Annotated in this window: 15 protein-coding genes; 6 read left to right on the forward strand and 9 right to left on the reverse strand. The window is 73.5% G+C overall.

From position 1 onward, the window contains the following. Window positions 1-417: 417 nt before the first annotated feature. A complete protein-coding gene (locus AC5L3Z_RS26655) occupies window positions 418-1,758 on the reverse strand; it encodes a nicotinate phosphoribosyltransferase (RefSeq protein ID WP_494845876.1) in 1,341 nt (446 codons plus the stop codon). 324 nt (window positions 1,759-2,082) lie between these two features. Between AC5L3Z_RS26655 and AC5L3Z_RS26660 the strand changes: the two genes are divergently transcribed. Further along, window positions 2,083-3,528, forward strand: a complete 1,446-nt coding sequence (locus tag AC5L3Z_RS26660; protein WP_494845877.1) for a SagB family peptide dehydrogenase — start codon at window positions 2,083-2,085, stop codon at window positions 3,526-3,528. Here AC5L3Z_RS26660 and AC5L3Z_RS26665 read toward each other — a convergent pair. Continuing rightward, window positions 3,466-3,807 carry an MMPL family transporter gene (locus AC5L3Z_RS26665; protein WP_494845878.1) on the reverse strand — a complete coding sequence of 114 codons (342 nt, stop codon included), beginning with the start codon at window positions 3,805-3,807 and terminating at the stop codon, window positions 3,466-3,468. The genes AC5L3Z_RS26660 and AC5L3Z_RS26665 overlap by 63 nt on opposite strands. Here AC5L3Z_RS26665 and AC5L3Z_RS26670 point away from each other — a divergent pair. Further along, entirely contained in the window at window positions 3,769-4,188 is a 420-nt protein-coding gene (locus AC5L3Z_RS26670) for a hypothetical protein (RefSeq protein ID WP_494845880.1), read from the forward strand. The genes AC5L3Z_RS26665 and AC5L3Z_RS26670 overlap by 39 nt on opposite strands. A 74-nt stretch (window positions 4,189-4,262) precedes the next feature. Here the strand turns inward: AC5L3Z_RS26670 and AC5L3Z_RS26675 are convergent, their stop codons facing one another. Then, window positions 4,263-5,159: a hypothetical protein gene (locus AC5L3Z_RS26675; protein ID WP_494845881.1), complete on the reverse strand. Its 897-nt coding sequence runs from the start codon at window positions 5,157-5,159 to the stop codon at window positions 4,263-4,265. Window positions 5,160-5,243: 84 nt separating this feature from the next. Further along, window positions 5,244-5,471, reverse strand: a complete 228-nt coding sequence (locus AC5L3Z_RS26680) for a hypothetical protein (protein ID WP_494845882.1) — start codon at window positions 5,469-5,471, stop codon at window positions 5,244-5,246. A 417-nt stretch (window positions 5,472-5,888) separates the two neighbouring features. Here AC5L3Z_RS26680 and AC5L3Z_RS26685 point away from each other — a divergent pair, with 417 nt between their 5' ends. Further along, window positions 5,889-6,848 carry an endonuclease/exonuclease/phosphatase family protein gene (locus tag AC5L3Z_RS26685; protein WP_494845883.1) on the forward strand — a complete coding sequence of 320 codons (960 nt, stop codon included), beginning with the start codon at window positions 5,889-5,891 and terminating at the stop codon, window positions 6,846-6,848. 177 nt (window positions 6,849-7,025) lie between these two features. Beyond that, window positions 7,026-7,394: a VOC family protein gene (locus AC5L3Z_RS26690; RefSeq protein WP_494845885.1), complete on the forward strand. Its 369-nt coding sequence runs from the start codon at window positions 7,026-7,028 to the stop codon at window positions 7,392-7,394. Window positions 7,395-7,639: 245 nt separating this feature from the next. On the opposite strand, the gene AC5L3Z_RS26695 is transcribed toward AC5L3Z_RS26690, so the two are convergent. From AC5L3Z_RS26695 to yidD, 4 genes are all read right to left on the reverse strand, one after another. Beyond that, window positions 7,640-7,939: a helix-turn-helix domain-containing protein gene (locus tag AC5L3Z_RS26695; protein WP_334519514.1), complete on the reverse strand. Its 300-nt coding sequence runs from the start codon at window positions 7,937-7,939 to the stop codon at window positions 7,640-7,642. Next, window positions 7,936-8,289 carry a type II toxin-antitoxin system RelE/ParE family toxin gene (locus AC5L3Z_RS26700; RefSeq protein ID WP_494845886.1) on the reverse strand — a complete coding sequence of 118 codons (354 nt, stop codon included), beginning with the start codon at window positions 8,287-8,289 and terminating at the stop codon, window positions 7,936-7,938. Before AC5L3Z_RS26700 ends, AC5L3Z_RS26695 begins: the two co-directional genes overlap by 4 nt. 173 nt (window positions 8,290-8,462) lie before the next feature. Further along, a complete protein-coding gene (locus AC5L3Z_RS26705; protein ID WP_494845887.1) occupies window positions 8,463-9,620 on the reverse strand; it encodes a phosphotransferase family protein in 1,158 nt (385 codons plus the stop codon). Between the two features lie 40 nt (window positions 9,621-9,660). Beyond that, on the reverse strand, window positions 9,661-10,047 hold the full coding sequence (gene yidD / locus AC5L3Z_RS26710) for a membrane protein insertion efficiency factor YidD (RefSeq protein WP_494845889.1): 387 nt from the start codon (window positions 10,045-10,047) through the stop codon (window positions 9,661-9,663). A 143-nt stretch (window positions 10,048-10,190) separates the two neighbouring features. Here yidD and AC5L3Z_RS26715 point away from each other — a divergent pair, with 143 nt between their 5' ends. Together AC5L3Z_RS26715 and AC5L3Z_RS26720 are read left to right on the forward strand one after the other, a co-directional pair. Continuing rightward, window positions 10,191-10,769 (forward strand): hypothetical protein, encoded by a 579-nt coding sequence (locus AC5L3Z_RS26715; RefSeq protein WP_494845890.1) that lies wholly within the window; start codon window positions 10,191-10,193, stop codon window positions 10,767-10,769. Between the two features lie 58 nt (window positions 10,770-10,827). Beyond that, window positions 10,828-11,250, forward strand: coding sequence for a VOC family protein (locus tag AC5L3Z_RS26720; RefSeq protein ID WP_494845891.1), 423 nt, complete (start codon window positions 10,828-10,830; stop codon window positions 11,248-11,250). A 1-nt stretch (window position 11,251) separates the two neighbouring features. Here AC5L3Z_RS26720 and AC5L3Z_RS26725 read toward each other — a convergent pair whose 3' ends face one another. After that, window positions 11,252-12,427: a hypothetical protein gene (locus tag AC5L3Z_RS26725; protein ID WP_494845893.1), complete on the reverse strand. Its 1,176-nt coding sequence runs from the start codon at window positions 12,425-12,427 to the stop codon at window positions 11,252-11,254. Window positions 12,428-12,503: the final 76 nt, after the last annotated feature.

The raw sequence follows: 12,503 nt of genomic DNA on the forward strand, positions 1-12,503 counted from the left end.
GGTAGCTCCACACCTACTCGGGAGGTCCTCACCCTTTCAACATCCCGGACGCGTCACCAACGTCCATGGACAGAACACCTAGGACGTCACCCGGGAGAACCAGCCGCGCAGTGCTGACCGCATTCCGAAGTCGACAGACGGAACCACGCACAGTCATGAATCCCGTGAGCGACCAACCCGTACGGCTCGGCCCAAAGCTCATCGAGCTGCTGGCGATCCTGCTCCTCAGTGCCGGCTCGGCCGTACCGGCGGCCCGGGTCGTCGACCTGATCTGGGGCGAGTCACCCCCGCCCGGCGCGCGCCACCCTCCGCAGCCACACCTTCGCCGCGCCCTAAAATTCAAAAATGAACAGGCGCCGGTGCCGTGTCCAACTGCTGCGTTGGCCACCGGCCCGACGAGTCCGGCCAGCGCGGCTGTCAGTAGGTCGCGCCCCGCGCCACCTGCGCGGCCACCCGCTCATGCAGCGCGGCGAGGGCCGGGCTGACGGTGGCGGTGAGCGGCGCCGGGTCCGCCAGCCGGCGCGCCGGCTCCGGTAGCCAGGCTAGGTCCGCGTCGAACCGGCCCCGCGCGGCGCGTACCTCACCGGCCGGGTCGGCGGCGTCCAGGCGACGGCCGCCGCGCATGACCGGCACGAGCAGCGGCTCGTGGCCGCCCGGTGGGGGTTCGTCGCGCAGCCCCACCACGTCGGCGCCGGCACTGGTGGGATCACGAAAGACCTGCTTGGGACCGGGCAGGGTGGCCTTGCCGGGCGACAGCTTGAGCACCGGCCGGTCGCCGACGGCCACCAGCTTGTAGGCGCTGTCCAGGGACGGCGCGTCGAAGGAGACGCCCATCCGGGTGCCGACGCCGTACGCGTCGATCGGTGCGCCCGCGGCGACGAGCGCCGCGATGGCGTCCTCGTCGAGGCTGCCGCTGGCCACGATCTGGGCCTGGGTGAGCCCGGCGCCGTCGAGGATCGCGCGGGTCTGCACGGCCAGCGCGGCGAGATCTCCGGAGTCGAGCCGCACGCCCACTGGGCCGGTCAGTCCCAGCTGCGCGATGACCTCGACGGCGGCGCGTACTCCGGCGGGCGTGTCGTAGGTGTCGACGAGGAACACCGGGTTCGTGGGGAAGTCGGTCGCGAACGCGCGGAACGCGGCGCGCTCGTCGGGGAACGCCTCGACGTACGAGTGGGCCATCGTCCCGGACGGCGGCAGTCCGTAGCGTCGAGCGGCCTCGACGTCGCTGGTCGCGGTGAAGCCGGCGATCGCGGACGCCCGGGCCACGACCGCGCCGGCCTCGATACCGTGCGTGCGACGGAACGCGAAGTCGACCAACTGCGCGTCGCCGGCGGCGAGGCGGCATCGGGCGGCCTTGCTGGCCACCGTGGTGTGAAAGGTGATCAGGTTCAGCACGCCGGTCTCCACCAGCTGCGCCTCGGCGATCGGCGCGGTGACCTCCAGCAGCGGTTCGTCGGCGAACACCACGCGGCCCTCCGGTACGGCCCAGACGTCACCGGTGAACCGCAGCCCCGCCAACGCCGCCAGCGTCGCCTCGTCGAGCCCGACGGTGTCGCGCAGATAGCCGAGTTCGCCCTCGTCGAACGCGAAGCCCTCCAGGAACGCCAGCGCCTCGGCCAGCCCGGCGGCCACCAGGAAGCCACGCTGCGGCGGTAGGCGGCGGACGAACAGGCTGAACGTCGCGCGCTCCACCATGTTCCGGCGCAGGTAGCTGGCCGCCATCCGCAGCTCGTACAGGTCGGTACGCAGCCCGGTCACGGTTCCTCCATCGGCACTGAGCACGGTCGACGGGCCGCGCGGACGCCCGAGCCAGCACACCGCGAACAGCAGTTGGGCGCGGATACCCCTTCCGGTCGCCGGTACACCTGACGGCGGTGAACAAGCCGGCCGGCCGCCTCGCCGGGGTCCGCTCACTCCTGACCGATCAGACTGTCGAGGGCGACGGTGGGAACGGCAGGGCCTACGCCGGGCGCCGGCGGGTATGGGCGGCTGATGCACACCGGCGAGGTGACCCGGCTCTACCACCACCAGACGAACCAGTGTCGCGGCGACAGGCCGCCGGGGGTCCCGGGGTTCGTCCCGATGGACCCGAGCAACCGTCCTGAGCCCTTCAAACGCCACCTCGGGGCGCCGGTGCACCCCCTCCCCCGCGACCTGCCGCCGACCGGGGCGCCGGCCGCGGCGACCCTGTCCGGACGGGTACCGCCGACCGACCCGGCCATCGACGGCGAACTCCTCGCCCGGCTGCTGTTCCACTCGGCCGGCGTCACCCGAACCGCCGGGGACGACCTCTGGTTCCGGGCCGCCCCCTCCGCCGGCAACCTCCACCCCCTCGAGATGTACGTGGTGGCCGGCGAGGTGGCCGGGCTCGATGCCGGGCTGTACCACTTCGCGCCGGAGGTGTTCGGCCTGGAGGCACTCGCCGCCGGGGACCACCGCCGGGCGCTGGCCGACGCCACCGCCGACCCGGACGTCGCGGCCAGCCCGCTCGCCCTCGTCGTCACCGGCCTCCCGTGGCGCACCGCGTGGAAGTACGCCGAACGGGGCTGGCGGCACGTCTACTGGGACGCCGGGACGATGCTGGCGAATCTGCTCGCCGTCGCCGAAGGCCACGGGCTACCCGTGCGGGTACGGCTGGGCTTCGTCGACGCCGCCGTGTCTCGCCTGCTCGGCGTCGACGGCGTGACGGAGTTCCCGGTGGCGGTGATCACCTGCGGGCGGCCCACCGCGACCGCCGCCGCCGAACCGGTCGCGCTATCTCCGCCGCGGTTCCCGCCGACGCCGCTCTCCTCCGCGCCGGTCGACTTTCCGCTGGTCATCCGGGTGCAGCAGGCCGGTGAACTCACCACGGGCGACGACGTGACGGCGTGGCGGGCGGCCGCCGTCGCGGGCCTGCCCCGCGCCACCGACACCGTCGACGCACCGATTGGGGCCGGCAGCGAGCCGATCGAGTCGGTCATCCTTCGCCGCGGCTCCGCCCGGCGCATGCGCCGCCAACTCGCCCCCGCCGAGCTGCTGCAGTGGGCGATGGCTGCGGCGACCCGAGCGGTCCCCGCCGACGCGATCCCGAGCGGGACCACCCTGCTCTCCCACGAGGTCGCGGTTCACGCGGTGCACGGCACGGCACCGGGCCTGTACCAGCGTGTCGACGGCCCGCCGCAGCTGCGCCGGCCGGCGCCGGAGCCCGAGGTACGAACGTTGAGCCAGGGGCTCTGCCTCGACCAGCCGCTCGGCGGCGACTCGGCGTACACCGACTTCGCCTGCGCCGATCTCGACCAGGTGCTCGACGGGTACGGCGAGCGCGGGTACCGGGTCGCCCAGTTCGAGGCGGGGGTGGCCGCAGGCCGCCTGCAACTGGCCGCCTTCGCCCTCCATCACGGGGGCACCGGCCTGACGTTCTGCGACCAGGACGTCTCGGATGCGTTCGACACCCGTGCGGCCTGCATGCTCGCCGTCGCCATCGGGCTACACGCCTACCGGCCGAAGCCGGGCGGCCCGCCCGGCCGGCCCCGGCGGATCACCCGCTGACCGGTCCCGCTGGTGTTGGCGGTCCCGGCCCAGACGGTGGCAGGTGCTCCACATCGGCGCGACCAGGCTGCGCAGCAGCGGCGCGAGGATGAGCGCGATCAGGCCGGCCGGCACCGGCAGGATCACCGACGGGTCGCGGTTGTCCGTCGAGTTGATGTCCGCGATGATCGCGGTGGGTCCGCCGACCACCGCGCCGGGCGGGGCTGCCGCGTGCGGAAGGTCCGCAACGGAGGCGACAGCATGAACCGCGACGAATCTCTCCGCCGCTACGGCCTCCACCCCGCCCCCGCCGACCTCGACGCCATCCGCGCCCTCCTGGCCGAGCAGATCGAGCGGGAGTACGACGACGAAGGCGACCGGGAGCTGATGCGCCTCTGCTGCTCCCAGCTCTTCCACGCCGGCGACCTCCGCGACGTCCTGCTGATCTGGGAGGCCAAGGGGTCCAGTTTCGACGCCCACTGCACCATCGACGTCCAACTCCTCTGCGGTGCCGGCCTCGCTGAGACGAAGGCATACCTGGCAGCCGAGGGTTCCGACGACGCCGCCGACGCGCTGGAGTGGCTGACCGGCTGCGAGCAGACCGGCGACTTCACCCACTTCACCGTCGACCGCTACGCACGCGGCGAGGCGAACCACTACCGGAGTCGCCCAGCGGGATGACCTGCTGCGGAGACGCAGATCCCGGGGAATGTCCGGCGCACACCAGCACATCGGCGTGCGGGGCGCGGAGCGGGTCAACTGGTGAGCGTGACGGCGACCGGCAGGCCCTGCTGCACCTCGAGGACCGCCCGCTCCCCCAGCGGTCGTGCCAGCTCGACGATCGCGGTGCGGGGTGCTCCGACAGCCCCGCACGCCTCGCCGCCAGCGTGGGGATGCTCGATGACGATCACAACGACGGCGTTGGTCGACTCGGCGGCCTCCGCACGGTAGTCGGCGCCGCACGGCTGGCTTCCCGGGCCGGGGGAGCCGGTGAAGGCGACGGTCAGCCGCTGGCTGGTGGTGCTCCCGGTCGCCGACTCGATCCTCAGCCCGCCATGCGGGTGGTCGTCATCCCAGGGCGGCGGCGTCACCACGACGGCACCCGCGCGGGCGACCGCGATCCGGGTCAGCCGCACCGCCGTGCCTTTCAAGGTGTATTCCCAGGCCGGGGCCGTCGCCGGGCCGCGCGTGGTGGGGATCCGCACCGTGGTCAGGCGCGCGGCGGTGACCTCCAGGGGTACGCACCCGGAGCAGTCCCCGGCCCCCGCCGCTCTCAGCTGGACGAGTGTCTCCTCGGCCGACGCCAGGGGAACGGATTGCGTACTGCCGTTCTCCCAGGCCACCTTCCCCGTCGGTGGCCCGGAGGCGGGCAGCGCTGTGGCGGGGACGACCCGGCCGGCCAGCAGCGCCTGCTTGTTGTTGTCGCCGTTCGCCGGTTCCCAGTCGCCGAGCTGGCCGGTCAGCTCCCCGACCGGCACGAAGCCCTGTGCCCCACCGGCGGCGAGGACCGCCTCGTCATATCGGGTCAGGGCGTCGCGCGCCTGCAGGCGCAACCGGTCCAGGTCATCCCCGCCCGGGCCGCTGCCGGTCGTGCCGCACCCACCCAGGACCGCCACCGCGGTCACCCGCACCAGCCAGTGTCGTCCGCCCATCCCCGCTCACCTCCGGACTCCTTCGACGGCCGCCGCCCCGTCGAGGTTCCCGCCGCCGTGAGCCGACCGGGCCACCGCCCCCGGTCAGACATGGCCCGGGCGTCGGGTGCCGCCGTGGTCGACGCACGGCCCGCCCGGTACGCCGGTCATGCTGACCAGGCTGTCCTCGCACTGCACCAGGTAGCCCTTGCCGTTCCGGAGGGTGGCCAGGCAGTCGAACCAGTCGCAGACGTCCGGGGCCGGGTCGTCGATGTAGGAGCCGCCGCAGTAGTTGCAGCCGTACGGGTTCTCCGGTGCGCCGCAGAGGTCCACCGGGGTCGGACGCTGCGGACGGCGACCCGTACCGCGTTGTCCTGCGCCGCCGCCAGAGGCTCTCGCTGGCCGTGGTCATCGGCGAGTAGCCGTACCGGTTGGCGGGTGGGACCGAACCGCCGGCAGCTGCGGCTGTCCGTGACGCCCGCGCGGCGATACGGTGCACGCACCGCCTCGGGCCGCGCCCCGCCGACAGGTCGCGACGCCGCCCCGCGGGTCCCACCCGCATCACCGGATCGATCTCACGTCCGACACCGGCAGAGCCGCCGGGAGAGAGGATCGAAGAGGATGTTTCCGACACCTGCCATTCCCCGTCGGCGAGCGGCGCGAGTGGCTCTCGCGGCCGCCATCGCACTGGTCAGCCTCGGCGTCGTTGGCGCGCCCGTTCAGGCCCAGGGACAGTCCAAAGTCACCGTGATGACCCGGAACCTCTATCTGGGTGGCGATCTGACGCCGTCCATCGGCGCGCCGACAGTGGGGGCGTTCCTGGCCGCGAACTCCGCGCTGATGAGCCACGTCGACCTGGTCGACTTTCCCGCCCGGGCGAAACTGCTCGCTCGGGAGATCACCGAGAACAAGCCGGACCTGGTCGGACTGCAGGAGGTAGCCCTGTGGCGCACGGGCGCCATCGGTGACCCCGCACCGGCCACCGAGGTCCGGTACGACTACCTGGCGCTGCTCATGGGCGAGCTGAGCCGCTCCGGCCACCCGTACGACGTCGCAGTGGTCCAGGACGAGGCCGACCTGGAGGCGCCGGCGGGCGCCCCGCACTTCCTGGACGTACGGCTCACGATGCGCGACGTCATCCTGGTGCGCCACGGCGGCCGGGTGAAGGTGACCGACTCCTCGTCCGGCAACTTCGTCAACAACCTCACGTTCTCGCTCGCGGCAACCAACGGGGCCGTGACCAGCACCCGTGGTTGGACCGCGGTGGACGTCGTGCACGGGCGACGCCCGTTCCGGTTCGTGAACACCCACCTGGAGGCGTTCCACCCCGGTATCCGGGTGCTGCAGGCGCATGAGCTGCTCGCCGGCCCGCTGGCCACGGCGCCGGGTGACGTCGTCCTCGCCGGTGACCTCAACACGGGCCCCGACCTTCCCGTCGCCGCAAACCGGCTCGCCTACGCGGCGCTGGTGGCCGGTGGGATGCGCGACACGTGGGAGATCCTGCATCCGGACGAGCCCGGCTACACCGCGGGTCTGGGCGATGACCTCAACCAACCCGCCGACGACGTCGAACACCGCATCGACATGGTCCTGTTCCGGGGGGCGGTCGTGCCGGTCTCGAGCCTCGTCTTCGGGGCCGAGCGGCAGACCCCCGACGGCCGGTGGGCGTCGGACCATCTCGGCTACCTCGCCGTGCTGGCCCTGCGCTGACGCGAACGCTCCTCCGGGCTGGCGCCGACGCGCCAGCCCGGAGCCGACGCTGGTGCAGAGCGTCGCCACCTCCCCCGGACGCCGGTGACGCACCGGGTCGAACTCGAAGCGCGTCGCGGAAAATGTCACCGCCCATCAATAGCCTTGCGCTGACCGCAATCGAAGGAGGCCGCTCCCATGCTCGACCACCTGGGCATCCAAGCCCGCGACATCCCCAGCAGCAGCACCTTCTACGACCGGGTCCTGACGCCGTTGGGCGCGCGCCGGCTGATGCAGTTCGGCGACGTGATCGGCTACGGCGTCGACCGGCCGGACTTCTGGCTCAGCCCCACGACGTCCCCCGGCAACGCCCGCGAGTCGCACATCGCCTTCGCCGCGCCGGACCGGGCCGCCGTGCACGCCTTCCACGATGCCGCGGTGGAGGCCGGCGCGGAGGTGTTGCACGCGCCCCGGCTCTGGCCGGAGTACCACCCGACCTACTACGGCGCGTTCGTCCGCGACCCGGACGGCAACAACGTAGAGGCGGTCTGCCACGCCCCTGAGTGACCAGCGGGCCGATGCCGCCGGGCCGGTTGTCATACCGGGGCAGCCAGCTCGCCGGCATGCCGTCGGCGGTCTCGGTGCGAGCGCGCCCCGCGGGTGCTGCCGCCCATCGCCCGTCCTGACCTGCCCGAGATCCCGCTCGCCGGGGAGGACCTCATCGCGGCCCTTCGCCTCGGCACCGGGCTCTGTTGATGTGGGTGCACCCGTCCGGGGACGTGGCGACGGCTGGCGGTGAGTGGGGGCAGGGCTCAGGCCGCGTCTGCGTCGGGGGTGAAGCGGACGTCGAGCCTCATGTTGAGGGCTCGGGCAAGGCGTTCCAGGACCGGCAGGGTCGGCACCGTGCCACCGGCCTCGAACCGCGCCACGGCGGACTGCGTCATGCCGGCAGCTCGCGCCAGCTCACTCTGGCTCCAGCCGATGTGCTCCCGCAGGTGGCGCACCTCCTGGCCGAGTTCGAAGGCGATGCGGGTCGCCTCGTAGGACTCCGCCGCACCCGGTTCGGCCATCCGGCGGTCGCGCAGGTCGTTCCAGTCGACGCGGTCACTCATCGCTCTGCCTCCTCGTGCACGATGTGCCGCTCCGCCACGCACCGGTCGAGCGCCCGGCGAGCACGCTCGACCTCTCGGTCCTCCCGCATTCGCGTCTTGCGGAACACGGTCAGCATGATGATCCTTCGGTCGGAGGCTATCCAGTACGTCACGCGGACCGCCTCACGCTCCAGATAGAAGCGCAACTCCCGCAACTTGCCGTCAAGTTGCTTCGTGTACGGCTCAGCGAGGAGCACACCTCGATCGGCAAGAAGATCGATGTAGAACGCCGCTCGGGCGAAATCGGTGCTCGGCAGCCCCTCCAGCCAGTCTCGGACTTCTGGTTCAAGCTCGACGCTACCCCAGGCCATAGCATCGATGCTATAACTCTGCCAAGTCAGGCCCGATATTCCTCGCCCTGCGTGTCACGTCGCCTCGATAAAAGCGAGCTACTCCGGGGCGGTGGGTGCACAGGCCGGCCGTCGTACTGTCGGAAGAGCACGATGCGCGGGTCCATCTCCCCGTCGTGGGTCGCCGTGCCGTGTCAGGTGCGGGAGAGCTCGGCTGCCGCCCGCTCCAGGCACTCCGGCACGTCCGCGGCGTGGTAGACCCGCTCGCTCGGCTCGATTCCCGCCAGGAACGTCGCGTACACCGCCGCCAGCCGCAACCACGCGACCGGTCGCAGCAGCTCAGCGGCCCGCTCCGGCTCGCACCCCGGCGCACTGGCCCGCCACCGCGCGGACCACGCCTTCACCAGTGCGGAAGCGGAGGTGGAGTCCAGGCCGAGGGTCAGTTTCAGGATGTCGAAGGCGGGGTGCCCGACGAACGAGTCTCCCCAGTCGATGATCACCCGCCGTTCCCCGTCGCCCCGGACGTTGCCGGGGTGCAGGTCCCCGTGCACGAGGGTGTCCGGCAGCCCGCACCGCGCCACCTCCGCCAGCAGCGCCTCCAGCCCGTCGAGCACAGCGCCGGCGGCGTGGGAAGCGAGCGCGGAACGGATCCATGCGGCGAGAGCAGCGCCGCGCCGGTCCGGCACCCCCGCCGCCACCAGCTCGGCGACAGCGGGTGCGGCGCGTACCTGGAGGGTGTGGTGGTCGGCGGCGATGGCCTGCCGCTCGGCCGGGTCGGCGCCGTAGCGGTCCTCCCCCGGCACGTGCGCCAGCAGCATCCGCCCGTCCCCGTCGTCGGCGAGCAGCGTCGGCGTCCGTCCGGGCAGGATCGCGGCGAGTCGGCGCAGCACCGCCGCCTCGTGCCGGAAGAACGCCGGTACCTGCTTGAGCCAGGTCGGGCCGCCCGGCCCGTCGAGCCGCCAGATCGCCGACAGGTTCCAGGTGCGCTGCTGCGTCACCCGGGTCGTCGGCCGGTCGAGCCGGTCGAGCTGCGCCGTGGCCCAGGCCAGGCTCGCCGCCGGTCCGCCCGGCTGCGCCCAGGGCGCGCGCAGCGGATGCGGCGCAAGGTCCGCCGCCACCGGCACCAGGGGTACGCGGACCGGCCCGGCCGCCTCCGCCAGGTAGGTGACCGCGCCCCCGGGTTGCCGGGGCAGCTCGCTGGTGAGCAGCCGCAGCACCGTCACCTCGAAGGGCGCACCCGCCACGACCTCCGCGGCCTCCGGCCACCAGGGGGTCGGCACCTCGTACGGGGGCAGGGCGCCGAGCAGCCGGCCGGCGGGGTCGACGAGGACCAGGGTCACGGTGCGGGGCACGCCCGGCACGGTAGCGCCGGGGCCGGTGCGCGGCGACCGGTTATCGCACCGGGTCGTGGGTGCCCCGGGGCACCCACGGCTTGCAGCGGCGCAGCCGGTCCGCCGCCATCCGCCCACCGACCGCCAGCCCGTACCGCTCCACGGCGGTGAGGCCGTACGCGCTGCACGTGGGGGTGTAGCGGCACTGGCCGGGCCAGCGGTGCGACAGCCAGCGACGGTAGCCGAGGATCGCCGCCCGGCCGGCCCGGTCGACGACCGGTGCCCGGCTGACCCGGGCGGTGGTCGCGCCGAGGGTGAGCAGGAAGGAGAAGAGCCCGAAGTCGCAGCAGTCCGGCCCGTCGCAGAAGTCGCAGTCGAAGGTGCAGTTGTCGCAGTGGTCCCGCTTCTTCTTGCGCCGCTTGCGCTTCAGCCCGAACACGCCGTACATGGTGGAGCAGCTCCGCAACCCGACGGCCGCCGCACCCCGACACGCGGCCCGGCGGCGACCCCGGTGGTGGTGGGGGCGACGTCCGGGGACGGCTACGGGGAGACCCCGATGAATGAGGGCCCGGACCCTGCCAGCCTGAGCGAATGACCGCCACCGATACCCGCACGACCGCGACCGCGACCCCGACCGTGCGGGCCGCCGCGCTCGCCGCCCCCCTCCTCCTGCTCGCCTACGGCATCTGCCGGTGGATCGACGGCTTCGACGGCGACCGCCACAACGGCCCGGCCTGGGACATCGGGCACACCCTGTTCCTGCTCGGCATCGTCGGCTTCGCCGTGCTGGCGGTCGCATTGCGCCGGGTGTTCCTGTCGACGGCAGTCCGGCAGTCCGGCGGGGGGCGGGTCGCCGTCGAGGTGGCGACCGCGGCGACGCTGCTGGGAGCCGCCGCGTTCGGATGGGTGATTGTCGGCGACCTGTTCGAGGCGGTGGCCGACACCGTGCCGGAACCGGTGTTCGCCGTCGGGCCGGTGCTGTTCCAGCTCGGCCTGCTCACGCTGCTGGTGCGAGCGGTCACGGTACGGCTGCTGCCGGCCTGGGCGCCGGTGCTGGTCCTGGTCGGCTTCGTCGCCCTCGCCGTCGACCTGGACCTGCTGCCGGTGGGCGCGGTGCTCGTCGCCGTCGGCCTGCTCCCGCTGGCCCGCGGCGTCCGCCGAGGCCGCTGAGCGGACCGACCCGGGTAGGGGCAGGCGACGTGACCCACCCCGGCGGTACGGTCCGGGCATGGAGCAGCGGATCAGCCTGGTCACCCTCGGGGTCGCCGACCTCCCCCGCGCCCGCGCCTTCTACGAGGCGCTCGGCTGGCGCGGGCAGGAGGTCGAGGAGACCGTCTTCTTCCAGGCCGGCGGCCTGGCCCTGGTGCTGTGGGGCCGGGACAAAATGGCCGCCGACGCCGGCGTGCCGGACACCGATCCCGGCGGGACGACCCTGGCGCAGAACGTCCGGTCCCCCGCCGAGGTCGACCAGATCATGGCCCTCGCGGCGGGGGCGGGCGCGCGGGTCACCCGGCCGGCGGCGGAGACCTTCTACGGCGGGTACGCCGGCTGCTTCACCGACCCGGACGGGCACGTCTGGGAGATCGCCTTCAACCCGGGCTTCCCGCTCGCCGACGACGGCACGCTCACGCTGCCCGACTTCGCCGCCTGAGTCACCGACCCGGTGCGGTGTGCACGATGCGGCGCACGCCCCGGTGGCCGGCGCACGCGGCCGGGCGTCCGCCGGTCAGGCTGACCTGCCCGTCGCGGCACTGCACCAGGTAGCCGCGGCCGGCCCAGAAGTCCTGCGCGCAGTCGAAGAAGTCGCAGATCCGGTGGTCGGGCTGGCGGACCCGTCGGCCCTCGGCGCAGTAGTCGTACCCCAGGGGGTTGGCCGGCGCGCCGCAGAGCCGGTCGCGGTCCGGGGCGGGCTGGGACGTCGGTCGTCGCGGTGCCGGCGACGCGGCCGACGCCTGCCGGGGCGCCGGCGACGCCGACGGCGCGGGTTTCGGGCGGGGCGCGACGAGCTGCACCGGCGCGGCGGCGGGGGTGGCCGCGGACGCGACCTCCGCGGCGGTGGTGACCGGTGGGTCGGATTCGAGGAGCACCGCCGGCACGACCAGGGCCAGCGCGGCGGCGACGGCGACGGTGCGCCGTCCGCCGGGCAGCCGGGTGACGAACCGGGCCTGGGCGGGGGTGGCGATCGCCGGCCGGAACGGCCGGGTCTGGGCGTGTTCGGCGATCAGCTCGTCGAGCTGCGCGACGACCGTGGCGCGCTGCTCGATGGCGTCGGCGAAGGCCAGGGTGAGGATGAAGCGGAACTCGGCGGCGGCGGTGGCCGGCAGCAGCAGCCCGGAGGCCTGCCGCCGGTCCAGGACCTGGATCAGCGTCACCGGCGCCGCCGGGTCGTGGGACAGGCCGGTCATCTTCCCGTACGCCCAGTCGCGCCGGCCGCGCCCGCCGAGCAGCACGAGGCGGCGGTTGGTGACCATGGCGATGCCGGCGTCGGTGGCCTTGACCCCGTCGGGGAGACGGTGGTGCAGCGGCGCCCCGTCGGCCTCGACGGTCAGGTCCGGGGCGGGCAGCACCGCGGTGTGCCGGACCTCGACCAGTTGCGCGGCGGGCAGGGTCCAGAGGACCAGCTCGCCGGGGGTGAGCTCCAGCGGCAGTCCGTCGCCCGCGGCCACCGACCCGTGCAGGTCGACGGCGAGGGCACGTAGCCGCCGCAGTTCGTCGTCTCGTCGTCGCCAGGCCCGCTCGGCGTCGCGGTACGTCCGCTGTCGCCGCTCGTTCTGCTTGCGTGCCCAGGTGTAGCGCCAGGTGGAACCCGTCGAATCAGTTTCTGCCACGCCGACTCCTCCGTCGCGCGAGCCACCAACCGGGGTGTCACCCGTTCAACGGCGGCGGCGAGTCCGGCGGACACGC

It is taken from the genome of Micromonospora sp. LZ37 (genome assembly GCF_059359015.1).

What these genes read in the sequence shown, in the direction of transcription:
- AC5L3Z_RS26660 (WP_494845877.1), top strand. Translation starts at nt 2,083, where the DNA reads ATGGACCCGAGCAACCGTCCTGAGCCCTTCAAACGCCACCTCGGGGCG.
- AC5L3Z_RS26670 (WP_494845880.1), top strand. Translation starts at nt 3,769, where the DNA reads ATGAACCGCGACGAATCTCTCCGCCGCTACGGCCTCCACCCCGCCCCC.
- AC5L3Z_RS26675 (WP_494845881.1), bottom strand. Translation starts at nt 5,159, where the DNA reads ATGGGCGGACGACACTGGCTGGTGCGGGTGACCGCGGTGGCGGTCCTG.
- AC5L3Z_RS26685 (WP_494845883.1), top strand. Translation starts at nt 5,889, where the DNA reads ATGACCCGGAACCTCTATCTGGGTGGCGATCTGACGCCGTCCATCGGC.
- AC5L3Z_RS26690 (WP_494845885.1), top strand. Translation starts at nt 7,026, where the DNA reads ATGCTCGACCACCTGGGCATCCAAGCCCGCGACATCCCCAGCAGCAGC.
- AC5L3Z_RS26695 (WP_334519514.1), bottom strand. Translation starts at nt 7,939, where the DNA reads ATGAGTGACCGCGTCGACTGGAACGACCTGCGCGACCGCCGGATGGCC.
- AC5L3Z_RS26700 (WP_494845886.1), bottom strand. Translation starts at nt 8,289, where the DNA reads ATGGCCTGGGGTAGCGTCGAGCTTGAACCAGAAGTCCGAGACTGGCTG.
- yidD (WP_494845889.1), bottom strand. Translation starts at nt 10,047, where the DNA reads ATGTACGGCGTGTTCGGGCTGAAGCGCAAGCGGCGCAAGAAGAAGCGG.
- AC5L3Z_RS26715 (WP_494845890.1), top strand. Translation starts at nt 10,191, where the DNA reads ATGACCGCCACCGATACCCGCACGACCGCGACCGCGACCCCGACCGTG.
- AC5L3Z_RS26720 (WP_494845891.1), top strand. Translation starts at nt 10,828, where the DNA reads ATGGAGCAGCGGATCAGCCTGGTCACCCTCGGGGTCGCCGACCTCCCC.